Origin of the sequence: Actinokineospora sp. UTMC 2448, from assembly GCF_024760565.1 — a bacterium.
GTDB lineage: Bacteria > Actinomycetota > Actinomycetes > Mycobacteriales > Pseudonocardiaceae > Actinokineospora > Actinokineospora fastidiosa.
In genome coordinates this window covers 3,795,642-3,819,262 of record NZ_CP031087.1, presented here as the reverse complement: position 1 = coordinate 3,819,262, position 23,621 = coordinate 3,795,642, and the positions used below count along the sequence as shown (strand labels likewise).

The window sequence follows — 23,621 nt, the reverse complement described above, 5'->3', positions numbered from 1 at the left end:
CCGGGCGGGACGGACGTGTAGGCGGCATGGCAAGGACGACCTCGACCGCGGCGACCACCGGCTCCGGGGAGATGTGCAGGCTGACCATCTGCGGTCCGGCCTCCCGGGTGGAGTTGGCCGTCCCGGCGCACGTGCCCCTCTCCGATCTGCTGCCGACCGTGCTCGGCCACCTCGACCCCGCGCTCGCCACCAGCGGCATGGCCCACGGCGGCTGGGTGCTCCAGCGCCTCGGCGAGCCGCCGCTGGACGAGGACGACGGCACCGCGGCCGCGGGCCTCTACGACGGCGACGTGCTGTACCTGCGACCCCGCGACGACCAGCTCCCGCCGGTCGACTTCGACGACATCGTCGACGGCGTCTACTCCGGACTGTCCACACGTGAAGACGCTTGGCGCCCGGCGCTCACCAGGACGGTCTGTGTCGCGACCGCCGTGGTGTGCGGACTGCTCGCGGTGCTGCTCCCGGTGTTCTCCGGACCCGGCATGTTCGCGGCGCTCGCCGCAGGCGCGGTCGCGGCCGTGCTGCTCGCGGTGGCCGTGATGGCGTCCCGGGTGCTCGACGACCGGACCGCCGCCGTCGCGCTCGCCGCGGTGGCCGCCACGGGCGCCGCGGTCGCGGGCCTGGCGGTGGCAGGCGGCGGGGCCTGGTTCACCGGGCCGGGCGTGCTGGCGGCGGGTGCGGGCGCCGCGCTGGTCGCGGCCGCCGCCCGGGCCCTGCTCGGGACCGCCGGGCCAGCCTTCCTCGCGGTGGCCAGCGGCGGCGCGGTGGTGGCCGTTGGCGCGACACTCGGTGTGCTGACCGGGCTCGACGCGCCGACGACCGCCGCCGTCGTCGTCGCCGTGGCGCTGCCGCTGACCAGGCTCGCGCCGCAGTTGGCGATGTGGCTCGCCGGGCTGGCCGTGGAACCGGTGCCCACGAGCGCCGCGGAGTTCCAGGAGGGGTTGGACCCCCTTCCCAGCCGCGCGGTGCTCGACCGCGCCGCCGTGGCGAACGCGCATCTCACCGCGTTCCTCGCGGTGTTCGGCGCGGTGTGCGCGGGCGCGTTGCCGGTGGTCGCTTCGGCGTCGCGGTGGGAGGCGGTGGCCTTCGTGTCGGCGTCCGCTGTGCTGTTGCTGTTGCAGGCGCGGGAGCTGGCGGGCGTCTGGCACCGGGTCACCGCGCTCGTCCCGGCCGCCGTCGGGCTCGTCGCGGTGCTGGTCGGGTGGGCCGCGACGCTGCCCGACGCCGGTGTCGTGGGTGTCCTCATCGGACTGGTGCTGCTGGTCGGTTGCGGGCTGGCGGCCGCGGTCGCGCTGCCCGGCCGCAGGCTCGTGCCCCGGTGGGGCCGCTGGGGCGACGTCCTGCACTGGATCTGCGCGCTCGCGATCGTGCCGCTCGTGCTCGCGCTCGCCGACGTCTACGGGCTGATCGCCGCGCTGGTGTGAACCCGGGGGCACCCGGCGGCCGTGTCCCATCCGGAAGGGAGGAACCGACATGTACAGCAGGCGCGAACAGGTCCAGGCGCACTCGTTCCTGGTCGGCAGGCTCATCGCGGCGCTGCTGCGCGCCGACCCCGACGCGCCGGACCGGCCGCTGCGGCGGACCACGGTCGGGGTCGCGGGCGGGATCGCCGTCGCGGCGCTGGTCGCCGCCGGGGTGCTGGTGGTGGCGCTGCTCACCGGGCGCGGCGGGGACGACTGGCGCAAGCCGGGCACGCTCGTCGTCGACGAGGGCACGGGCAACCGGTACCTGCTGATCGACGGCCGGTTGCGCCCGGTGCTCAACTACGCCTCCGCCCGACTGCTGATCGGCGGTGACCTCAAGGTCGCCCAAGTCGGCTCCGACGCGCTGGCGGGCACGCCGCACGGGTCCCCCATCGGGATCCTGGGCGCGCCGGACTCGGTGCCCGCGCCGTCGGCGCCCCAGCCGTGGCTGGTGTGCTCGGACCCCGAGGTCACGCTGACCATCGGCGCGACCCCGGGCGTCGTCACCGCGCCGGAGGGCGAGGCGCTGCTGGTGACCGCGGGCGACGAGCTCTACCTGGCGTGGCGGGACCGGCGGCTGCGGGTCACCGCGCCGTGGGCGCCGCGCGCCATCGGGCTCGACCCGGCCACCGCGGTCCCGGTCGACCCGGCCTGGCTCAACGCGCTGCCCTCCGGCCCCGACCTTGGCCCGCCGCCGCTGCCCAGCGGCGGACCGGGGCCACTGGTCGCTGGCCTGCCGACCACGGTCGGGCAGCTCGTCAGCGTGCCGGACGCGGTCGGCGGCGGCCGGTACGTCGTGCGGGCGGAGGGGCTGGTGCCGGTGACCGCCACCGTGGCCGCGCTGCTGCGGGCCGACCCCGACCGGGGCGGGCCGCCCGACCTGCGGATCACCCCGGCGCAACTGGCCCAGCAGACCGTCCTGCCCGCGCCCGTGTGGCAGGCGGAGCTGCCGCCCGAGCCGCCCGTGCCGCTGCGCGTCGACGACCGAGCGCCCTGCGTGCTCTGGTCCGACGACACCGCCGCACTCGTCTCCGCGCCGCCGCCCGCCGCCGAGGCCCCGTCCGCCGGGCTCGTCCGGGACGGCCGGGTCGCCGACCGGATCGCGGTCGCCCCCGGCGCCGGGCTGCTCGCCAGGACCCGCCCCGCCCCCGGGGTGCCCGGCGCGGGCGCCTACCTGGTGACCGAGTCCGGCGCGAAGTTCCCCGTGGCGAGCGCCGAGGCCGCAGCCGCGCTCGGCCTGCCCATCGACACCGCCCGGCTCGTCCCCGCCGACCTGCTCGCCCTGCTCCCGACCGGACCGGTGCTCGACCGCATCGGCTGACCCACCACCCAGGAGGAGAAACCCATGGCCAAGTACGGCTACGACGACGCGGCCCTCGCGCAGATCATCACCGCGACCGGCGCGGCGCAGGACCAGATGAACACGGTCAACGGGCGGGTGTCCGCCATCGCCCAGCTGCTGCCCACGGTCAACGCCTCCCGGTCGGGGCAGCGCCTCTCGGCCGCGCTGGCCGACTGGAACACCGACTTCAACCGGGTCGTCGCCCAGCTCATGATGCTCAACGAGAAGGCGAGGGACCTGCTCAAGACCAACCGCAGCGTCGACAACCAGGCCGAGGGCGCGACCGGCGTCTGACTCGACCTGACAGTCTAGAAAGGACAGTCTCATGACCGCGTTCGACATCGACCACGACGGCTACCTGGGCGTCAACGAGCAGCTGCTCGGCCACGTGCGCTCGTTCGGCGACATCATCGAGAACCTCAACACCGCGCTCAAGAACATCCCGGAGGCCGCGCGCGGCCAGGCCACGCCGATCTGGCTGGAGGCCCAGACGAACTGGAACCGGATCTACGGCGAGATGCAGCAGAAGCTGAACGCCAACACGCTCTCGTCGATCAACGTGCACGAGATCTTCCGCGACGGCGACCGCACCGGCGCGCAGATCATGCTTTCCTGACCCATCGGCGGTCGTGGGTCCGGTGTGGACCCACGACCGCCTTCCCGCGCGACCGCAAGGAGGAACCCTGATGGCAGACAAGATCACCTTCGATGAGGAGAAGTACAACCGGCTGGTGAAGGCGATGAACGAGCTGGAGAACGGCCTGCTGCTCGAATCGACGACCACCCCGGCGCTTGTGCTCGACGGCGACATCATCCTGCAGCCGGGCAAGCAGCCGTGGGGGCCCGCGAGCAGGCTGGTGAGCAAGGGAACCGAGTTCGGCGGCTCGGTGGAGCAGCAGAACGAGCTGCTGCGCAAGTCCATCGTGACCTTCGCCAACGCGCTGGAGATCGCGAAGGAGATCTTCAAGGAGACCGACGACCTGGCGACCTACGACATCGCCGACTTCGTCGCGCAGTACCCCGACTTCAACGTCGGCGGCGGCCTGGGCGGGAAGCCGCCCGCCGCCTGACCCCGGCGACACCACGGAGGAAAGACCATGCCTGTGACCCTGCCGGAGGGCGACGACCTCTCCGCATCGTCGTTCGAGCAGATCCTGTTCGCCGTCACCGGGACCGGCCCCGACCTGCGTGGCCAGGTGAACACCGGGGGAGCGCCGGGCGGCCAGCACACGTGGTTCCTGTTCTCCGACAAGCCGAGCGCGGAGAACTCCTGGCACTACCGGGCCTGGAAGACCTACTACTTCGGGGTCGACCTCAACATGGCCGCGTTCGACAACTGGCGCACCATGGTCGAGGAGATCAACGGCGTCGCGGACCAGCTGTTCGCCGGGAAGCTCGGGACGATGGACGTCCAGCGGCTGTGGGACAGCGCCGCGGTCGTGGAGAAGTACGTGTCCTGGCTCAGGACCAGTTCCGAGTCGGTCAGGACGTGGACCACGAGCCTCTCCGGCGAGGGATCGGCGTTCAAGGGCAAGGCGGCGTACGCCATCCAGGTCAACCTGCGGCGGCTCGCCTTCACCCTGGAAGACCTGCGCAGCCAGATCTTCCTGGCCCGCAGGCCCCCGACGCCGGAAGGGCTGCGCAACGCCGCGCAGTGGCTCGGCCTGTTCGGCCAGAACATGGCGAACGCCTGGTGGAAGTCCAACGCCTTCCTGCTGAACGGCGCGGCGAACGCGGCGCGGGCGATCATGGCCAACGTCCGGAACTACCTGAGCAAGCGCGGGCTGTTCCTCGCCAACAAGGGCGAGGGCGGCGACCCGTACTACCTCGACGACGGCAACCCGCTGGGGCTGTCCGCCGAGGAGTGGATCGCCCACGTGCTCCAGACCTACGACTCCCACTCCTACGCCTTCGTCGGCGGCGTCCAGTTCCCCTCTGGCCTCACCTCCGTGTCCGGCGACCTGCGGCAGCGGGCGACGTGGGACAAGTTCAACGCCGCCATCAGCGACTACCTCCGCGCGGAGCTGAACAAGCTCGACGCCGTGGCCCAGCCGATGAGCACCGTGCTTGCGCGCTCCTACGAGGACGCCGCCCGCTCGCTCCGCGAGCTGGTGCACAACCCGCCGCCCAACGTCGGCAGCCCGTTGCCCAAGGGCGGCGGGGGCGGGGGCGGCGGGATGCCGCCGCCGCCGAACCTCGAGGACCTGTTGAACGACAAGAAGGACAAGGGCGGCGACGGCGACGGCCGGTTCAAGCTGGACCCGATGGGCGGCGGTGGCGGTGGCCCGAAGGGCGGGCCGAACGGTGGCGGGCCCGAGCTGACGTCGGGGTCGACGATCCGGATGCCGGACGCCATGGGCGGCATGAGCGGTCCCGACGGCGGCTCCGGGCCCGGCGGGGAGCGGTTCAAGGTGGCGCCGCTGCCCGAGGGCGCGGCGCGCTTCCCCGGCCAGCTGATCGACCCGGTCACGGGCAACCCGATCGATCCGGTCACGGGGCGGCCGATCGACCCCGTGACCGGGCGGCCGATCGACCCGGTGACGGGGCGGCCGGTCGATCCGGCGGGCGGGATGGCGCCGCCCCTGGTCGTGCCGCCGCTGGGCGGCTCGCCCGGCGGGCGGCGGATCGTCGACGGCGTGGTGGAGCCCAAGCCGCCCGCGCCCGACGTGGCGCCGGACCCCGACGACGCCGACGGCTGGTCGCCCGATGTCGTTCCGCCCCTGAAGCCGGTGACCGACCTGCCGGGGTTCCAGCCGTCCGGCAAGGGGGACGCGAACGGCGGGCTGGGCTTCGGGCCGGGCTCGTCGCCGGGCAGCGGTCCCGGGTTCGACCCCGAGGCGCTGGGGGAGGGCGTCGGGCTGGGAGCCGGGGGCACCGGGAGCCTGGGCACCGACGGCTTGGGCACGGACGGGCTGGGCACGGACGGGCTGGGCACCGACGGGCTGGGAGCTGACGGCCAGGGCACGGACCGGGCTTGGTCGGACTGGTCCGAGCGGGTCCCGGGGACGGGGCCCGACGGCCCGCCGACCGCGCCCTCGGCCCAGGGCGGGGCGAACCAGCTGGGCGGGATGCCGTTCTTCCCGCCGATGATGGGCGGGATGGGCGGTCCCGGCGGGGGTTCCGGCAACGACCGCGAACGGGAGCGGCAGACCTGGCTGACCGAGGACGAGAAGGTCTGGGGCGCCGACCGCGACGGCTGCCCCGGCGTCATCGGCAGGCCCGGCGGCGAGGGGCCGCAGGCCGACGAGCCGCTGGCGCCCACCCACGTGCACGTGCGATCCGTCGCGCCCCGAGGCCGGACCGCGGCCACGCGCAAGGGCGCGGAGGCCACCGAGTCCGGCACCGGTTGATTCCGAAAGGGACGATGATGTTCACCCCACTGCACAACGACATGGCCGCCGCGCTGGCCGAGCTGCGCGCGCAACAGGCGAAGATCGCCGACGCCCTCGGCCGCGTCGGGGAGGTGACGGCGTCGGCCGCCACCGAGGACCGGATGGTGACCGCGACCGTGGACGGCCGCGGCAGGCTCACCGAGATCGCCCTCGCGGGCCGCCGCTGGCGCGACCTGGCCCCCGGCGAGCTCGCGGCGCGCGTCGTCGACGTGGTGACCAGGGCGCAGGACAAGGCGGCGGAGGCGGCCGCGAGCGCCGTCGCCGGTCTGATGCCCGAGGGGATCGACCTCGACCGGCTGCGCGACGTCGGCCCCGAGCTGTCCACGATGGTCGCCGAGGCCGTCGACGAGGCCGGGCGGTGGGGGCGGTGACCGACCGGCTCACCGTCGACATCGACGCGCTGCGCGGCGGCGGGGTGAACATCGAGGAGACCGCGCGGCTGGCCCAGCGGATCTACGGGGACCTGCGCTCGGTCGTGTTCACCCTCGGCGGCGCCGGGGGCACCGGCGAGATGGGCGAGAAGTTCGACCAGGGCTACAAGCCGGGGGAGGAGGAGGCGCTGCGCTTCCTCGCCCTGCTCGTCGACGTCCTCGGCGAGGCCGGTGGCCGCACCTTCGACACCGCGCGGGTCTTCGTCGACACCAGCAACGAGGCGGACTCGTCCGTCCGGAACCAGTAGGAGCCCCATCATGGCCATGATGGTCAGCGACGAAGTGCGCACCATGTTCCAGGTCCTCACCGGCGAGGAATGGCCGGACGCCAACGAGGACCAGCTGCGCGCGCTCGCCGACGCCTGGGACGCCGCCGCCGCGGGTCTCGGGCAGCTGGCGCCGCAGGTGGCGCAGGCCGTCGCGACCATCAGGTCCACGTTCCTGGGGCAGGCCGAGCAGGCGTTCGCCGACCGGATGGCGCCGTTCGTCGAGGGCGGCGGGGGGCACCTGGCGGTCGCCGAGGAGCGGTTCCGCGCGCTGGCGGAGTTCCTGCGGGAGCTGGCGCTGGACGTCGAGTACGTCAAGCTGGTGTCGATCCTGTCGGTGATCGCGCTGATCGCGGAGATCGCGTGGGCGACGGCGATGGCGTTCTGGACCGCGGGCGCGAGCATGGTCTGGCTCGCGGCCCGGATCGCCATCGTGCGGTTCCTCCTGCAGACCCTGCTGGGCCGCCTGCTGCTGCGCTTCGCCCAGGCCGCGGTGTTCGGGGTGGCGTTCCAGCTGGTCATCGACGCGGCCGCGCAGGGAATCCAGTTCGCCACGGGCAACCGCACGGAGTGGAACACCGACTACACGAAGACCGCCGCGGCCATCGGCGCCCTGGGCGCGGCCCTCGGCGTCCCCCTGGGAGCACTGGGCGGCGCGTTGTCGAACCTGACGACGAAGGGCCTGGACGGCCTGCTGGGCAAGATCGCCACGGGGTACAACTGGCATGGGGCGGTCCCGAAGGCGGTGATCGGGACCGGCATCGAGAGCCTGCAGGAGACCCTGACGGAGGCGACGTACAAGTACGCCACCGAGGGCGAGTTCGACATGAACCCGTTCGCCGCTACTTCAGGCGCCGCCTCCGGCGCAGGCACCGCCCTGGGCGGCGAAATCGGCGGCGCACTACGCGGCAACGGCCGAGGCACCCCGGACGACCCCCGGCGTCCTGAGGGGGACGGTGCGAACCCAGACCCGACGGGTGGTCCGGAAGGGACGGAGGGCCTTGGGCAGCCGGTGGGATCCGACGGCGCCACCGGACCGGTCCCACCGCCGGTGCCGACCTCTCCGCCATCGCCTACCTCACCAACCTCCTCGACATCGCCAACCTCCCCGGCCTCTCCAACTTCCCCAACTTCCCCGACTTCTTCGAACTCTTCGACCTCTCCGACGTCGCCGACCTCTCCGACGTCGCCGACCTCTCCGACGTCGCCGACCTCTCCGACGTCGCCGACCTCTCCGACGTCGCCGACCTCTCCGACGTCGCCGACCTCTCCGACGTCGCCGACCTCTCCGACGTCGCCGACCTCTCCGACGTCGCCGACCTCTCCGACGTCGCCGACCTCTCCGACGTCGCCGACCTCTCCGACGTCGCCGACCTCTCCGACGTCGCCGACCTCTCCGACGTCGCCGACCTCTCCGACGTCGCCGACCTCTCCGACGTCGCCGAGTTCCCCGACGTCGCCGACCTCGCCGACTTCCCCGACGTCGCCGACCTCGCCGACTTCCCCGACCTCGCCCACCTCGCCGACGTCGCCGACCTCGCCGACTTCCCCGACCTCGCCCACCTCGCAAACGTCCTCGACTTCGCCGGGCGAGTCGGGCGGTCGTGGGACGGAGTTGCCGGGGGATGGCACGGGACCGAGGCAGGGTGTCGATGGGGCTGGCCAGCCGGATCGGTCGGACAGCGGTGGTGGGCGTCGGAGCGAGGCCCCCGTCCCTCACGACGGTACGGATACTGGTCACTCCGACGGCACGAGCCGCTCGGATGGTCGTGGGCCGATCTCGGCACAGGTCGCTCCGACGACCCCCGGTGGTTTCCCGCCGCCCGTCAGTGGTCCGGTGTCGACCGTTGACGCGCCATCTCAGGTGTCGTCCGACAGCACCGGGACCGTCGCTCAGCCTGCCGTCGGCCCGACAGCCGTGCGGCAGGACGTCCCCAGCACCTCGTCGGAGAGTGGGGTGCGGCAGGGTGCGCAGCAGGCGCCTCCGGCGGCCGAGCGTCCTGCCAGCGCCCCGGCCCAGCCGGCCGCCCGCTCCATGCCCTCGACCGAAGCTAGTCGGACCGCGCCTGGGGGCAAGGGGTCGGTGGGGGTGTCGTCGACGGCGGTGCCCGAGATGACGCCGTCGCAACAGCCTGCGGTGGCCACGGCGTCCATCGGGGAGCCTGCGGGGCCTGCGAGCACCCCGCGCAGGCCGAGGGAGGCGCCGCAGGACGCGCCGGTCGGGGAACGGTCTCCGGCGACGAACCCGCTCACCAGGGACGAGCTCATCGCCAGCCTCGAACCCCAGCGCTCCCCGCGGCGGGACGCGCGGTTGGGTACCGACGCGTTCGGGGACCGCACGCCGCCGAAGCCGCCGGATTTCACCCGCGGCTACGACTACAAGGACCTGCACGCGGACAAGCGCGGTGCGTTCTTCGACCTGATCGACCTGCGCAACCCGCCGCCGTCCCGGGACGCGCTCAAGCCTCGGCGGCTGCCGAGCGACGAGTCGGGGGTCACCGCCGGGGTCAGCATCGCCAAGAGCGGCGTCCCCCCGCTGCTCGGCTCGACCGGGCCGTTCTCGAAGAACCAGAAGGTGCCGCACATCGTGCACAGCATCTGGATGGGCGGCCCGCTGCGCGACGCCGAGTTCAAGCGCAACGTGGAGACCGGGGCCGCCCGCAACCCCGGCTTCCGGTTCGTCCTGTGGACGGACGTCAGCCGCGCGGAGATCACCGCCGCCCGGCAGACGCCGCGCAGCAACCGCGAGGCCGCCGTGAAGGAGATGGTGGACTGGGCCGACAGGGCGAACGTGCGCCTGGTGAACATCGACGAGGTATTCACCTCGGACAACCCGATGCGCTTCGACGCCGAGGCCCGCGCGGACCGCTCGCGTCGCACCGGGACGGGCTACGCCCCCGCCAGCGACATCCTCCGCCTGGAGATCCTCAACCGCTTCGGCGGCATGTACGTCGACGGCGACAACGAGATCGTCGGCCAGCTGACCGAGGTGTTCCACCACGTCGCCAGCGACCCCAACGGCCTCGCCATCGGCCGCACCGGCGCGCTGTCGCCCCACCTGACCAACTCGACGATCATCGCCGCCGCGGGCTCGAAGGGCATCCGCGAATACCTCGACATCACCGGCGACAACGCCGGTAAGCCGATGAGCGCCCTCTTCCCGGAGTTCTCCCCCTCGAACCTGACGGGCAAGCTCCTGGAAGACGCCCCCCGCAACGAGATCATCCGCCGAACGGGCCCCGACGGCCGCACCTTCGAACGCCTGGCCGAGCGCCTGAACATCCCCCTGGACGAAATCCAGGACCGACGCCGCCACAACCTCCCAGCGGTGCCGTATGACGTGGTGGTCTCCAACTCGGCCAAGGCCTGGCTGGACAAACCCCAAACCCAACCCACCGACGACCAGCCCAGCTCGGCGGGAGGCCAGCGACCCGCCCCTGCAGGAGACCGGCAGTCCGGCCCCGAGGCGGGTCCGCAGTCCGGTCCTGCGGCAGAGCAGCAGCCCAGCTCTGCAGGAGGCCAACAGCGCAGCACGCAACCCGGCCTGATCGGCGACCCGCCACCGCGCGTCCCCGCGCAGTCCGGTGGCGACCGACAGCCCACCCCAGCCGAGGGCCAACAGCCGAGCCATGGCCAACAGCCCGCCCCGACCGCCAACCAGCGACCCGGCGACCAACAGCCGACCGACAGCAGGCCCCACGACCCGGCGGACAGCCAGCAGCCGATCACGGACCAGCAGCCAGTGCCGCCAGCAGGCCAAGCGCCCGCAAGCCATCAGCCGGAAGGCCAACCGCTCGCGACGCAGCAACCCGCGAACCAGCCGCATGCAGGTCAGCACCGGGTTAACCAGCCGCCAGCAGGCCAGCAGCCGGTAAACCTGCCCGTGGGCCAGCGGCCAGCAGTTCAGCCTCCGGCGGGTCAGCAGTCAACGAGCCAGGCGCCAGCGGACCAGCAGTCAGCGAGCCAGGCGCCAGCGGACCAGCGCTCTGCAAGCCAGCCCGCAGGCCAGCAGCCCGCGACTCAGCAGCCTGCTCCCGCGAGCGGCCCGCAGCCCGCTCCCGCCAGCGGCCAGCCCGGTCCCGCCACCCCTGCCCCCGTCATGGACGAGCGGACCGTCATCGACGCCGTGAAGGGGGCCGTGCAGAACCTGCACCGCGAACACGCCGCCCGCCACGGCGTGGTGCACCTCGCCTCCGCCAAGCGTGCCATCGACAAGTTGCCTGTGAGCCAGCGTCCGGCAGCGTGGGACGCCACGATCGACCTGTTCCTGCGCGATCGCCCCGATTCCGTCACGCACGTGTCGCTCTACCAAGCCTCCGGTGTGCCTGACAGCGTCGTGGACAGGATCACCGCCGCCTTCCCCGGCAGTCCCGTGGAGCGCAGCCCGCACTCCCGGTCCGCCCCGTCGCCCGGTACCGCTCCGCAAAGCACGCCCCAGACCACGCCCACCCCGTCGAACCACCAGCCGCAGCACGATCCGGCATGGGGGCGGTCGACCCTGCGAAGCGCGCCGTGGTTCACCCGGTCCGACCCGCTCCCGCCCCGGTCCTGGGAGTCGTTGCGGGCCAAGGCCACCGTGCGCAAGGTCGACTTCACCGACATCGGCATGGTCCGCGACGCCACCCGCACCAATCCCGACTACGTGCACGGCACCGTCAGGTACGACGTCCGGCTGATGGAGGTCGAGCCCGGCCGCCTGGTGCAGGAGTACACCGTCCGCCTCCACCTGGTCCCGAAGAAGCCGGTGACGCCGGACCAGGTGACCGACATGAAGGACAAGGCCCGCCTCGGCGTCGACGCCCTGTTCAACCAGGGATACCGCCTGCCGTCCGGTCCCCAGCTCCACGTCCGCCTCGAGTTCGTCGACACCCCGGGCGCGGCGCACGTGGTCGTCGACGTCGAGAACAACAACCGCGCCAACGAGGAGATGTGGGGCACCCGCGTTCCCCCGGTCACCCTGGCCCACGAGGTCGGCCACTACCTGGGACTGCCCGACGAGTACCGCGACCGCGGCCGCGACTACCAGCGGGTGTTCAACAGCGGCGCCCCCCACAAGATCGTCTACCGCGACGCGAACGGCGACAAGCAGGTGCGCTACGAGCCCCGCCTCAACAACGTCCGCGAGGGCGACGGCGGCATCATGAGCACCACGTCGCACAGCACGCCCGTCGTGCTGCCCCGGTACCTCTGGATGATCGACCGGATGACCACCAGCCAGGTCCACCTGCCGGTCAGCGAGCACGCCACCCTGCACGCCCCGTCGACCGTCGACCCCACCCCCACGCAGACCCACTTCGACCAGCAGAAGTCCGGACGCCCCCGGCACGAGCCCGACACCACGGCCCGCGACCTAGCGACCCACCCCCTCACCCCCGACGAGATCACCGACGTGCTGCGCGGCGAGCAACGAGCTACGCCCACCCCGTCACCGCTGGGCAAGGACGTCTTCGGCGACCGCGTCGCGCCGCCCGCCCCCGACTGGGCGCACGGGTTCGACTACACCGGCCTGCACGCCGACAAGCGCGCGGCGTTCTTCTCCACCATCGACATGACCAAGCCGCACTTCGACGCGCACCCGCCCGCCGGTTCGACCCGGCCCAGCCTCGACCGCCTCGACGAGGCGAAGGTGACCACCGGGAAGTGGACCACCGCGGACACCCGGCTGGGCCCCAAGCGCCGGAAGATCCCGCACCTGGTGCACAGCATCTGGCTGGGCGGCCCGCTGTTCCCCGACACCGGCCCGCGCTCGGCCTTCATGGACACGGTCGCGCAGAGCAGGCGCAACCAGCCGGACTTCGACTTCGTGGTCTGGACGGACGTGCCGCGCGCCGAGGTCGAGGCGGTGCGGGGGCAGGACGTCGAGCAGCTGACCGGACGCGCCCGCGAGGTCGCGGGAATGCTGGAGTGGGCAACGGAGAACGGCATTCGCCTGGTGAACGTGGACGAGGTGTTCACCGCGGAGAGCCCGATGCGCTTCGACGCCGAGGTGCGCGCCGAGCGGTCCCGGCGCAACGGCAGCGGGTACGCCGCCGCGAGCGACCTGCTGCGGCTGGAGGTCCTCGACCGCTTCGGCGGCGTCTACACCGACGGGGACAACCTGGTCCACGGCGACCTCGCAGGCGCGGTCCAGCGGATCGCGGGCGAGCCGTTCGGGCTCGGCGTCTCCCTCGACCGGGACAACCGGGTGAACAACTCGGCGTTCATCGCGGTGGCCAAGGCGCCGGGCACGGGGCATCTGCTCGACATCATCGGCGGGAACGTGTCCAAGTCGTACGTCGACATCGTGGCGGGGTCCGAGGGGCGGGGCCCGGCGGTGACCGGGGACGTGTTCCCGCCCGCGACCCGCGACCGGATCGAGGAGACCAAGAACGCCCGCAACGAGACGATCTTCCGGACCGGCCCGGACATCACGACCTTCGACGAGCTGGCCCGGCGCGCGGGCATCAAGGTGGACCCGAAGCTGGGACGGACGAAGGACACGTTCCCGTCCGTGCCGGACGACGTGGTGCGCGTGGAGTCCGCCCAGAGCTGGCTGTCCCCGGTGCCCGCCGCGGTGGACGGGCGCAAGGTGCTCGACACGGTCAAGGGCGCGGTCGCGGACCTGCACCGGGACTTCGCGAGCAGGCCGGGCGTGCTGCTTTTGCCATCGGCGGCAAAGGCCATCGACGCGCTGCCCGCCGCCCAGCGGGTGCCCGCCTGGCTGGCGGCCCTCGATCTGCTGGGACTGGACCCGGCGGACGTGGGGGTGGTGTCGGCGAAGTACGAGTTCCAGCCGTCGGGGAGCACGCAGCAGCAGACGGCGTACGTCGAGCTGCCGCCGGAGGTGAGGGCACGGTTGACGGCGCTGTTCGGCGGTGCCCGGTTCGTCCTGGGGCCCGAGCGGGTGGACCCGCCGGAGCCCCCCGACACCCTCGGCGACCAGGCGGCGGAGTACGCGCGCGTGCGGTCGGCGCCTGACCCGGACTGGATGTCCTATTTGGATGACCTGGACGCCGCGGCGCCGCGCTTGGTCGAACAGGACGCGTACGGGTTCGCCGCGCATCGGCGGGATGTCGACGTGCACCGCATCCAGGTCGCGGCCGAGGCCGGGGAGGTCATCCCGGTGCGCGGGACGACGGCCAGCCTCGTCCCGGGGCTCGACGGCTTCCGCCTGATCGGCGCCGCGGTCACCGCCGAACTGGCAGCCGACCTCGCGGCCATCACCGGCCGCGACGTCGTGGCCCAGGTGATCGGCGGGGACTTCGAGGAACCCCGCACCCTGCGGTTCCCGCCCCGGGGCAGGCCCCTGCCGGGCTGACCTGCTCGTGGGGGCCATGCAGAGACGGCGGTGTTGTCGGTGATTCGGCGCGCGCATTGTGCTCGCGGCTCCTGTGGTGGCGACGGCGTGCGGGCGAGCCGCGCAACCAGCCCTCCACCTGACCAGCGGTGGGCTTCGGTGGTCGCGATCAGCCCCTTGGTTGAACCCTCGTGGCCGTGTCGTCCGTGTCGGTGGTGGATGAGGAGGACACGATGGACGACGCGATCACCGTCACGCGGGTCGGCACGGCCGTGGTCGTCGGCGGGGCCGGGGACACGGTGGAGTTGGCCGAGCGGTTGGTCGGGGAGGCGGGGCGGACGCCGGTTGTGGTGGGGGCGTCGGCCATGGCGGCCCTGACCCGGCTGGACCCGTGGGTTGTCGCGGATCTCGCCGAGGTCGTCGGCGGGGAGCGGGGAATCCGGGTGTTCGCGCCCTACTGGGGCGCGGTCGGCGCGGATGGCGCGCCGCCGCCTGCCCGGCTGCTCGCGGACCGACTCGGGGTGGAGGTCGTGGCGCCGGAGGGCGAGCTGGTCGCGCTCGAGGGCGGTGCGGTGTTCGTGTCGGGGCGAGGGCTGGGGTGGGCGGCGTACGCGCCGGGGCGGCCGCGGGTGCGGACGGGACCGCGTTATCCGGAGCCGTGGTGGCAGCGGTATCTGCCGGAGGACTTGGGCGAGCACGTCACCCAGACGCCGTCGGGGCTGTGGATTCACGGTTCCCGGGCGGGGGAGTGGCCTCGGATGGCGGGCGGGGAGCGGATGGTGGTTGTCGCCGAGGCGTCGGCGTCCGTTGTCGAGGCGGTACTGCGCGCGTTGCCGGATGAGGTGCGGGATCACGTCACGGTGGAGTACGCGGATGTGGGCAACCCGCCTCGCGGTCGCGTGGTGGTCACCGCCGACGGACGGGTCCTGCCCGCGAATCCACTCGTCGGCACGGCCAGCGCGATGCCGTCCCGCCGTGCCCGTCCGCAGGCTTCCGTGCCGTCGACGACCGTGACGGCGGTGGCGCCGTCGGTGGCCGCGCGAACAAGGCGGCTTGCCCCGGTGGCGTCGATGCAGGCTGCTGCCCAGACCGGTCCGCCACCGGCCGCTCCGGCATCGAGTTCGCCAGCGGTGTCGCTGGCACCGGCCCTGCTGACGCCCGTATCGGCGGTCGCTCCGCCCGCCGCCCGCGCCGCCGTGCAGGTCACCGCCGCGATGACGGCTGTCCCGGCCCCGTCGCGGGCTCTCCCCGCCGCCGCGACCCGCGCGGCCGTCGAGGTTCCGATCGACGCGCACAGCACTCCCGAGCAGCGGCAGCGGGTGCGGGCCGCGTTGGGGAGTCGGTACGACATCGCCGTCCGGACGGTGACGAGGTTGCTGTCCGAGCGGCCCGGACTGCGGGCGGGTGGGGACGATCCCGCGCTCCTGGCGGAACTCGCCGTGGTCCACGTGTTCGCCGACGATCCGCAGGCCTTCTACGACGCGGACTTCCACAGTTGTCTCGCGGGCGGACTGCGCAGGCTTCCCACTCTTCGCGGTGTTGTCGTGCGCGGCATTCCGGAGGAGAGCAACGCCCAGACGGGAGCGGTCCTCCGGCTGCCGACCCCGGTCGTCGCCCTGCCCGCCCGGGTGACGCGGCCCGTGGGCCCGGCCGAAGCCCTCATCTGGACCACCACCGCCCGCAGGCTCGACGACCTCGGCGACGGCGACGCCGTCCTGCCCGCCCACACCCGCCTCCGGGTACTCGCCGTGGAGCACAGCCGCCTGCTCCTCGCCGAGGACGGCGCCCCCACCGACACCGCCCTCACCCGCCTCCGCGCCGCCGCAGCCACCCGACCCCCCACCACCACCCCGACCCCCACCCGCTGGTTCGGCGCGCTGCCCGCAGCCTGAGAAGGAGGAGACATGCAAGAACTCCACACCCACCTGCTGGCCCTCGCAGGCCACGCCCCCGACCCCTGGCTCATCATCGCCCGCGAAGTGCTCGCCGAGGGCGACACGGCCCGGCTGACCAGCCTCCTCACCGCCCTCACCACCGCCCGAAACCCACTCCCGCACGACGCCCACCCCGCCACATCACCCCAGGCGGCCGGGCCGCCCACCGCAGGCGAGCCAGCCCGGACCGGGCGCGCCAGCGGTGAAGGCAAGGCCAGCGCCAGCCAACGCCAGGATGAGACGCCATGGCAGCCCACCCGCGCCCGAAATCGGAAAGCCGGGGTTTCGGGGGAACGCGTGCGGCCCCGCCCGTTCCTGGACATGGGCACCGACGGACAGACCAGGCCCGCCGCCGCCCCCACCCAGCCGCCCGCTCAGGGCAGCGACCGTCAGGTTCCGCGTGAAGCTGAGCGACCGCGCTGGCTTTCGGGGGATGGTCCTGCGGGGCAGGTTGGTGTGGTCGATGCTTGCTCGGTCCCCGAGACCACCCAGGCGCCCGTGCAGGGTGGCGGCCGTCTGGTTTCGGGGGAGGGTCCTGCCGGTCTGGCTGGGGCTTCCTCGGGCGATGAGATGGCCCAGCCCGGGCAGGGTGCTGCTTCGGGTGGCGGCGGGCGGTCTCAGCCCCGTGACCGCCGCGCAGGAGCGGGCTTCGCCGAGTCGGGGCATGAGCGTGATCGGCTGGTCGGGCTGCTCAGAGCCGCCCTGCAGAGCCATCCGGCCCAGCACCGGTTCTCGCCCGACGGGCGCGATGAGTACGACCGGGTCGCCGTGGCTGCCGTCGCGGGTCAGCGGGGGACCGAGGCGTGTTGGGCCGTTACGCGGGACGGGACCGACCGGGTCTATCTCGTGCAGGCCGAGGACGACGTGCTGACCGCCGTCACCGTGGAGGTCCAGAACGCCCTCACTGCGGCGGGGGCCATCCCGCGAGTGGAGGTGTTCGGGGCCGACACCCGTCTGCCGGACTACCACGAAACCGCGTTGCAGTCCGCCGTGTTGCTCTGGTCGGCCACCCCCGCCCGGCCCGTCCGGGTCGCGCCCGTGTTCGACGGCGCCTCCGCCAATCGGGGGCCCTGGTTCTCCCCGGCGCGCGAGTTGGTCGTCGACGCGGATGAGCGCCAGAAGCTGCTCGACTTCCTCGACGGCGGGGAAGTCGTCATGGCCGCGGAGAACCACCTCCCCGACGTCCTCGCCAAAAGCCCCGCCGACGTGGTCCCCGCCGATCTGCGGTCCGACGGGGCCTGGGTCTGGTCCGCCGCCAGCGGGTACTTCCTCGACCGGCACCTCGTCGCCCCCGACCAGGGTCTGGTCGAGCACGCCGTGGTGACCGCGCCGCCGGGGCGGCTGAGCCCGTTGGAGCGGCATCGGGTCCGGGCCGCGCTCAGCCCGGCCGCAGAGGAGGGGTCGCTGTGGCGAGCAGGCTGACCGGCACCCGGTCCGTGCTCGGCGTGTCCCCGACCGAGCCGGACTGCTTCCGCACCATCAACGACGCCATCGCCGCCGCCCGCCCCGGGGACGTGATCTCCGTGTGGCCCGGCGTCTACCAGGAGTCCGTCGTCATCGACCGCGAGGTCACGCTGTCCGCCGCCGGTGAGGTGCGGGTCGAGGCCGCCGGCGCGCCCGTCCTCCAGCTGACCGCCGAGCACGCCGAGGTGTGCGGGATCGCCTTTGCCCACAGGGGCGGGGAGGCCGCTGTCGACGTGGTCGCGGGCTCGCTGCGGATGGACGAGTGCGCCCTGCGCGCCGACTCCGAGGTCGCGATCGTGGTGCGCGGCGGCAGCGACCTCCGGGCCACCGACCTCGAGCTGCGCAACCCCGGCGGGGCGGGCGTCCTGGCCTTCGACGGCGCCCGCGCCGACCTCACCACCTGCACCCTCACCGACATCGGCGGCACCGCGGTCGTCGCCCGCACCGGCGGCGCGCCCGCCCTGGTGGACTGCGTGGTGACCGACGCGCGCGGCGCCGTGCTCGTCGCCGACCGGGGACGGGCGACGGTCGGGAACTGCCGCGTCGAGCGGATCGGCGGCACCGCGATCGTGGCCGAGGAGCGCGGCGAACTCGTCGCCACCGGCACCGTGCTGTCCGAAGTAGACGGAGCGGCGGTGCTCTGCGCGGACGGCTCGCGCCTGGTCCTGCGCGACTGCCGGGTGGAGCGGGTCGCGGCGCAGGCCGTCGTCGTGGTGGGCGACGGCGCAGCGGAGCTGGAGCGCGTCACCGTCGACGGCGCGGCGGGCCACGCGCTGCACGTGGTCGACACCGCGACCGCCGACCTCGTCGAGTGCGTCATCATAAAGGCGGGCCACGATTCCGTGGTGGCAGCCGGGACCGCGACCGTGCGGCTCAGCGGCTGCGCGATCACCTCGGGTGCGGGCGCGGGGGTGCTCGCCGAGGGGCAGGCCGACGTCCGGGTGAGCGCCACCCGGGTCGTCGGCGCGCGCGACACCGGCATGGTCGCCCGCGGCGCCGCCCGGCTCACCGTCGACGGCGGCGAGGTGCGCGAGTGCGCCACGGGCGTCGCCTGGCACGACAAGGCGGGCGGCGGGATCACCGGGTGCGTGGTCAAGGACAACCGCGGCGACGACGTCGTCATGACGACCTCGGAGCACGTGCCGGTCGAACGGCCGGACACCGCTCCCGAGCCGACCCCCCGACCGCCCGAGGACACCCCGGACCGCGAGGGCCTGGACGCGCTGCTCGCCGAGCTGTCCGGCCTGGTCGGCCTCGACGGCGTCAAACGCGAGGTGGAGACCCTGGTGCGGCTGCACCAGATGGCCGAGCGCCGCGCCGCGGCCGGGCTGCCGTCGCCGCCGCTGAGCAGGCACCTGGTGTTCGCGGGCTCGCCGGGCACCGGCAAGACCACCGTGGCCCGGCTCTACGGGCGGATCCTGGCCGCGCTCGGCGTGCTGCGCACCGGCCAGCTGGTCGAGGTCGCCCGCGCCGACCTGGTGGCCTCGGTGATCGGCGGCACCGCGCTGAAGACCACCGAGCGGTTCCAGGAGGCGCTGGGCGGCGTGCTGTTCATCGACGAGGCGTACACCCTGGCCTCCGGCGGCGCCGGCCCCGACTTCGGCAGGGAGGCCATCGACACGCTCGTCAAGCTGATGGAGGACCACCGCGACGACGTCGTGGTGATCGTCGCGGGCTACACCAACGACATGCGCTCGTTCCTCGCGGCGAACCCGGGCCTGTCGTCGCGGTTCTCCCGCACCATCGAGTTCACCGACTACTCCTCAGCGGAGCTGGTGACCATCGTCGAGGGCCTGTGCCGAGACCACCACTACCGGCTGGAGTTCGAGACCCGCTCGGCCCTGCACGCCTACTTCACCGACCTCCCGCGCGACGCCGCGTTCGGCAACGGCCGCACCGCGCGCAAGGTCTTCGAGGAGATGATCGGCAGGCAGGCCTACCGGCTGGCCGACGAGGACCCGGTGTCCGAGGTGTCGCTGACCCGCCTGCTGCCGCAGGACCTCGGCCCGCTGCCCGGCGCGGCCGTCGGCGCGGGCGCGGGCCGGGTGGACGCCGAACGCGTCGAGCAGCTGCTCGGCACGCTGCGCGGGCTCGTCGGCCTGGACGAGGTCAAGACCGAGGTCGCCGCCATGGTCGACCTGCTGGCCTCCGCGCGCAGGCGGCAGGCGGCCGGGCTGCCGGTGCCGTCGCTGGGCAGGCACCTGATCTTCGCCGGGCCGCCCGGCACCGGCAAGACCACGGTGGCCCGCCTCTACGGCTCGCTGCTGGCCGCCATGGGCGTGCTGGCGCAGGGACAGGTCACCGAGGTCAGCCGCGCCGACCTGGTCGGCGAGTACGTCGGCCACACCGCGCGGCGCACCACGGAGGCGTTCGACCGGGCGCGGGGCGGGGTCCTGTTCATCGACGAGGCGTACACGCTCTCCTCCGGCGCGGGCTCCGGCCACGACTTCGGCAGGGAGGCGATCGACACGCTGGTGAAGCTGATGGAGGACCACCGCGACGAGGTCGTGGTGATCGCCGCGGGCTACGAGCGGGAGATGGCCGGGTTCCTCGCCGCCAACCCCGGTCTGTCGTCGCGGTTCTCCCACCGCGTGCGCTTCGCCGACTACACCCCCGACGAACTGGTCACGATCGTCGACCAGCACGCGTCGAGCGCGGGATACGAGTGCACGGGGGCCACGGTCGCGGCGCTGCGGGCGCACTTCGTCGCCGCGCCGCGCGGGGACTCCTTCGGCAACGGCCGCTACGCCCGGCAGGTGCTCGACGAGGCCGTCACCCGCCACGCGCGGCGCACCCGCTCGCTGGTCGCGCCCACCATGGACGACCTGTGCGTGCTGCTGCCCGCCGACATCCCCCCGCCCTACTCCAGCGCGTCGCAGGCCAGGGCGGCGGGATCGGCCGCCGCGCCGGGGATCCAGCCGATGTCGGAGAACGTCGCCTCGAAGGCCCCGTCGGTGTAGACGAGGAACGGCGTGTCGACCCGGGTGGGGTCCAGGCCCGCGGCGGTGAAGCACGACAGCGGGATGACGACCCGGGACCGCTCGCCCGGCTTCATGGCCTTGAACAGGTCCGTCGCGGGCAGCTCGGCCGCGCACGGGTAGACGCAGTGCGACGCGACCTTGAGCCCGCTCGCGGGCGGGGTGTGCACGACCACGTCGAAGACGAGCGCGCCGTTGCCGTCCACATAGGACTTGAGGTTGCGCCCGCCCGGCCTGCTCTGCAGGTAGACCTGGGCGGGTGTGCCGCCGGTCCAGGTCACCCTGAGGCCGTCGCCGGACACCGCGGAGATCGTGGCCTGCTCGGCGGCGCCCTCGCCGTTCAGCTCGTTGCCGCCCCAGTTCTCCGATGAGGCGACCAGCCCGTGGTAGGGGGTGATCACGCCGTCGTCGTAGACGCGCAGCGGTTCCGTGGCCGCCACCGGGGGCGCGCCGTTCGCCGTGGTGGTCGTCGTGCCCGCGTTGGCGGGCGGGGTCTCGCTGCCGCCCAGAACGAACACGAGCGTGGCAGCCACGACCGCGACGGCGACCGCGGCAGCGGCGGCGGGCACTAGCCACTTCCGCCGCGCGGGACTCGGCGGGACCTCGGCGAGGGGAGCGGGCAGCGCGCCGTGCGGGGGCGTGGCCAGCCGGGGGACGCCGGAGCGCGGGTCGGCGGCCGGGGTGGGCACGTCCTCGGCCCGCGCCGCGACGGCCGCCGCGCCCAGCGCCACGGTGAACTTCGGGTGCAGGGTCACCCGCACGGGCTTGCCGAACTCCTGCGACACCAGCTGCGAGACCAGCGGGATGCGCGACGACCCGCCCGCCAGCAGCAACGCGGACAGGTCCTCGGTGCGCAGGCCCGCCGAGGCGATGGTGCGGCGCAGCGCCTCCGTGGTGAGCTGGACCTGCGGGCGGATCATGTCGTTGAACTCCAGCCGCGTCACGGTGACCTCGCGGTTTCCCGAGGGCAGCGGGATGTCGAGCCGCACGTCCGGCTCGATCGACAGCTCCTCCTTGGCGCGCACGCAGAGCGCGCGGATCTCGGCGAGCGCGGCGGCCTGCGCCGGGTCGGAGCGGTCGAGGGCGGTGATCGCCCCGTCCAGCCGCTCGTCGACGTGCGCGATCAGCGCCTCGTCGAAGTCGATGCCGCCGATGTGCTCGATGCCCTCGGGCGTGCCGAGGATCTCCATCGCGTCCGGGCGCACCCGCAGGATCGTGGTGTCCAGGGTGCCGCCGCCGAGGTCGTACACGGCGACGATCTCGCCGTCGCCGAGGCGTCGTTCGGCCGAGTAGTGCGCCGCCGCCGCCTCGGGCTCGGTGACCAGCCGGAAATCGGTCAGGCCAGCCAGCCGGGGCACTTCGGCGAAATGCTCCCGGCGGTAAGGGCCCCAGACGGCCGGGCAGGTCAGCACGACCGACTCCGGCACCCCGCCCTCGGCCGAGGTGACCGCGGCCAGCACCTCGCGGAGCTGGGCGGCCATGAGCGCGGCGGGCGAGTAGGCGGTGCCGCCGAGCACCAGCGGCGTCGGGTCGCCGAGCCGCCGCTTGAACCCGCGCGCCACCCGGCGCGGATCAGGGTCGCCCCGCAGCGCCGCCGCGCCGGTCAGCAACGTGCCGTCCGGCGCCGCGTACGCCACCGCGGGGGTGACGACGTCGGGGGACAGCGGCACCATCCTGGTCCCGTTGGGTCCGCTCACCGCGGCCGCGGCGAACGCGGTTCCCAGGTCGATGCCCACTCCGTACCGCATCGCGTCCCCTCGTGGCCATTTCAGTGATCGACACCGACACCCATCGTGGCACAGCCCAAGGGGGGTAGGGGAATCCCTACCACGCTGTCGGGTGGACACCCCTTGCCTGAGGAACTATCGAGAACGACGCTGGTGCGGTGGGAGTCATCGGCGGTGTGCGGTGGGGCGGCGTGCTGCCGCGGCGCCTGCGCGCGCCGAGCCGCGACGCCGCCGACCGGCGCTACGCCCTGGAGCGCACGCTGCACCACGGCGCCGTCGCGGACGTGTCGGTGCTGGCACTGGAGCTGGCCATGGTCTCCCGCTCGGTGGCCGATCCCCGGCTCGACACCGCGCAGACCACGCTCCAGCGCGCGCTCGACGATCTCCGGAGCGTCGGGGCTGCCATCTACCCGCCGGTGCTGGCGGGCGCGGGCGTCGGCCCGGCGCTGCGCTCGCTCGCCGACCGGCTCGGCCTGCGCCTGCGCCTCGACCTGCCCGCCCACGACCTCGACGGCGACGCCCGCGCCCGCACCGGCCTGCTCGTCGCCGACCACCTGCAGACCCTGTGCCCGGGGACCGCTGTCCACGTGCGGGTGCGGGGGAGGAGACTGGTCCGCGTGCGGATCATCGACCGGCAGCCCGGCAGACCCGGGCCACGCCACTACCGGGCGGCGTTGCGATGCGGGTAGCCATTGCCGAAGACGGCGTCCTGTTCCGCGAGGGCCTTGTGCTGCTGCTCAAGGCCGCCGGCCACGAGGTCGTGGGCTGCGTGGGCGACGGCGACGCCCTGCTCTCGCTCGTCGCGACCACGCCCGTCGACGTCGCCGTGCTCGACATCCGCATGCCGCCGGACCCCGACGGCGGGCTCGCCACCGCCGAGCGGATCCGGGCGCTGCGCCCGGAGACCGGCCTGCTTCTGCTCTCGCACTACGCCGAGACGCACTACCTCATGCGGATCCTGGAGGTGGGCACCGAGCGGATCGGCTACCGGCTCAAGGAACGCGTCGCTGGGGTGCAGGTGCTCGACGACACCCTCACCCGCATCGCCGACGGCGAGATCGTGATCGAGCCCGTGCTCGCCAAGCGGCTGGTGCAGGTGCCCGGCGGGCGCGACGGCGGGGCGCTGTCCGCGCTGTCCGAGCGCGAGCACGACGTGCTGCGGCTGATGGCCGAGGGCCGCACGAACAACGCGATCGCCGCGGAGCTGTTCGTCTCGGCCAAGGCCGTGGAGAAGCACATCGCCTCGATCTTCACCAAGCTGGACCTGCCCGGGGACCAGGCGGTGCACCACCGGCGCGTGCTCGCCGTGCTCGCCTACCTGCGGGCGCAGCGGATCGACGGGTAGCGG

At 73.7% G+C, this 23,621-nt stretch carries 16 protein-coding genes; 14 read left to right on the top strand and 2 right to left on the bottom strand.

From position 1 onward, the window contains the following. Positions 1-26: 26 nt before the first annotated feature. The 8 genes from eccD to Actkin_RS17270 all read left to right on the top strand — a co-directional run bounded on the left by eccD (position 27) and on the right by Actkin_RS17270 (position 6,876). Positions 27-1,424, top strand: coding sequence for a type VII secretion integral membrane protein EccD (gene eccD / locus Actkin_RS17305; protein ID WP_258903408.1), 1,398 nt, complete (start codon positions 27-29; stop codon positions 1,422-1,424). A gap of 49 nt (positions 1,425-1,473) precedes the next feature. After that, positions 1,474-2,784 (top strand): type VII secretion protein EccB, encoded by a 1,311-nt coding sequence (gene eccB, locus Actkin_RS17300; protein ID WP_258903407.1) that lies wholly within the window; start codon positions 1,474-1,476, stop codon positions 2,782-2,784. Between the two features lie 24 nt (positions 2,785-2,808). Further along, entirely contained in the window at positions 2,809-3,099 is a 291-nt protein-coding gene (locus tag Actkin_RS17295) for a hypothetical protein (RefSeq protein ID WP_258903406.1), read from the top strand. Positions 3,100-3,130: 31 nt separating this feature from the next. After that, on the top strand, positions 3,131-3,421 hold the full coding sequence (locus tag Actkin_RS17290; protein WP_258903405.1) for a hypothetical protein: 291 nt from the start codon (positions 3,131-3,133) through the stop codon (positions 3,419-3,421). Between the two features lie 70 nt (positions 3,422-3,491). Next, on the top strand, positions 3,492-3,875 hold the full coding sequence (locus tag Actkin_RS17285) for a hypothetical protein (protein ID WP_189210570.1): 384 nt from the start codon (positions 3,492-3,494) through the stop codon (positions 3,873-3,875). A gap of 27 nt (positions 3,876-3,902) precedes the next feature. Then, positions 3,903-6,155, top strand: a complete 2,253-nt coding sequence (locus Actkin_RS17280; RefSeq protein WP_258903404.1) for a hypothetical protein — start codon at positions 3,903-3,905, stop codon at positions 6,153-6,155. A gap of 17 nt (positions 6,156-6,172) precedes the next feature. Further along, positions 6,173-6,568, top strand: a complete 396-nt coding sequence (locus Actkin_RS17275) for a YbaB/EbfC family nucleoid-associated protein (protein ID WP_189210568.1) — start codon at positions 6,173-6,175, stop codon at positions 6,566-6,568. Beyond that, positions 6,565-6,876 (top strand): aldo/keto reductase, encoded by a 312-nt coding sequence (locus tag Actkin_RS17270; protein WP_258903403.1) that lies wholly within the window; start codon positions 6,565-6,567, stop codon positions 6,874-6,876. Before Actkin_RS17275 ends, Actkin_RS17270 begins: the two co-directional genes overlap by 4 nt. Before the next feature lie 600 nt (positions 6,877-7,476). Here Actkin_RS17270 and Actkin_RS17265 read toward each other — a convergent pair. After that, positions 7,477-8,457 carry a hypothetical protein gene (locus Actkin_RS17265; RefSeq protein ID WP_258903402.1) on the bottom strand — a complete coding sequence of 327 codons (981 nt, stop codon included), beginning with the start codon at positions 8,455-8,457 and terminating at the stop codon, positions 7,477-7,479. Between the two features lie 550 nt (positions 8,458-9,007). On the opposite strand from Actkin_RS17265, the gene Actkin_RS17260 reads away from it, so the two are divergent. The 4 genes from Actkin_RS17260 (at position 9,008) to Actkin_RS17245 (ending at position 20,528) form a co-directional block, all read left to right on the top strand. Further along, positions 9,008-14,191, top strand: coding sequence for a glycosyltransferase (locus Actkin_RS17260; protein WP_258903401.1), 5,184 nt, complete (start codon positions 9,008-9,010; stop codon positions 14,189-14,191). Positions 14,192-14,367: 176 nt separating this feature from the next. Further along, a complete protein-coding gene (locus tag Actkin_RS17255) occupies positions 14,368-16,062 on the top strand; it encodes a hypothetical protein (protein ID WP_258903400.1) in 1,695 nt (564 codons plus the stop codon). 888 nt (positions 16,063-16,950) lie between these two features. Next, the gene (locus tag Actkin_RS17250; protein WP_258903399.1) at positions 16,951-17,526 is read left to right on the top strand and encodes a hypothetical protein; all 576 of its coding nucleotides are present in this window, start codon (positions 16,951-16,953) and stop codon (positions 17,524-17,526) included. Beyond that, positions 17,511-20,528, top strand: coding sequence for an AAA family ATPase (locus tag Actkin_RS17245; protein WP_258903398.1), 3,018 nt, complete (start codon positions 17,511-17,513; stop codon positions 20,526-20,528). The genes Actkin_RS17250 and Actkin_RS17245 overlap by 16 nt, the downstream gene beginning before the upstream one ends. Here Actkin_RS17245 and Actkin_RS17240 read toward each other — a convergent pair. Next, the gene (locus Actkin_RS17240) at positions 20,429-22,294 is read right to left on the bottom strand and encodes an Hsp70 family protein (protein ID WP_258903397.1); all 1,866 of its coding nucleotides are present in this window, start codon (positions 22,292-22,294) and stop codon (positions 20,429-20,431) included. The two genes, Actkin_RS17245 and Actkin_RS17240, sit on opposite strands and share 100 nt — an antisense overlap. Positions 22,295-22,431: 137 nt before the next feature. Here Actkin_RS17240 and Actkin_RS17235 point away from each other — a divergent pair, with 137 nt between their 5' ends. Both Actkin_RS17235 and Actkin_RS17230 read left to right on the top strand, forming a co-directional pair. After that, complete coding sequence (locus Actkin_RS17235; RefSeq protein WP_189210560.1) at positions 22,432-22,962, top strand: sensor histidine kinase; 531 nt, start codon at positions 22,432-22,434, stop codon at positions 22,960-22,962. Then, the gene (locus tag Actkin_RS17230; RefSeq protein ID WP_189210559.1) at positions 22,953-23,618 is read left to right on the top strand and encodes a response regulator transcription factor; all 666 of its coding nucleotides are present in this window, start codon (positions 22,953-22,955) and stop codon (positions 23,616-23,618) included. The genes Actkin_RS17235 and Actkin_RS17230 overlap by 10 nt, the downstream gene beginning before the upstream one ends. Positions 23,619-23,621: the final 3 nt, after the last annotated feature.

What these genes read in the sequence shown, in the direction of transcription:
- eccD (WP_258903408.1), top strand. Translation starts at nt 27, where the DNA reads ATGGCAAGGACGACCTCGACCGCGGCGACCACCGGCTCCGGGGAGATG.
- eccB (WP_258903407.1), top strand. Translation starts at nt 1,474, where the DNA reads ATGTACAGCAGGCGCGAACAGGTCCAGGCGCACTCGTTCCTGGTCGGC.
- Actkin_RS17295 (WP_258903406.1), top strand. Translation starts at nt 2,809, where the DNA reads ATGGCCAAGTACGGCTACGACGACGCGGCCCTCGCGCAGATCATCACC.
- Actkin_RS17290 (WP_258903405.1), top strand. Translation starts at nt 3,131, where the DNA reads ATGACCGCGTTCGACATCGACCACGACGGCTACCTGGGCGTCAACGAG.
- Actkin_RS17285 (WP_189210570.1), top strand. Translation starts at nt 3,492, where the DNA reads ATGGCAGACAAGATCACCTTCGATGAGGAGAAGTACAACCGGCTGGTG.
- Actkin_RS17280 (WP_258903404.1), top strand. Translation starts at nt 3,903, where the DNA reads ATGCCTGTGACCCTGCCGGAGGGCGACGACCTCTCCGCATCGTCGTTC.
- Actkin_RS17275 (WP_189210568.1), top strand. Translation starts at nt 6,173, where the DNA reads ATGTTCACCCCACTGCACAACGACATGGCCGCCGCGCTGGCCGAGCTG.
- Actkin_RS17260 (WP_258903401.1), top strand. Translation starts at nt 9,008, where the DNA reads ATGACGCCGTCGCAACAGCCTGCGGTGGCCACGGCGTCCATCGGGGAG.
- Actkin_RS17240 (WP_258903397.1), bottom strand. Translation starts at nt 22,294, where the DNA reads ATGCGGTACGGAGTGGGCATCGACCTGGGAACCGCGTTCGCCGCGGCC.
- Actkin_RS17230 (WP_189210559.1), top strand. Translation starts at nt 22,953, where the DNA reads ATGCGGGTAGCCATTGCCGAAGACGGCGTCCTGTTCCGCGAGGGCCTT.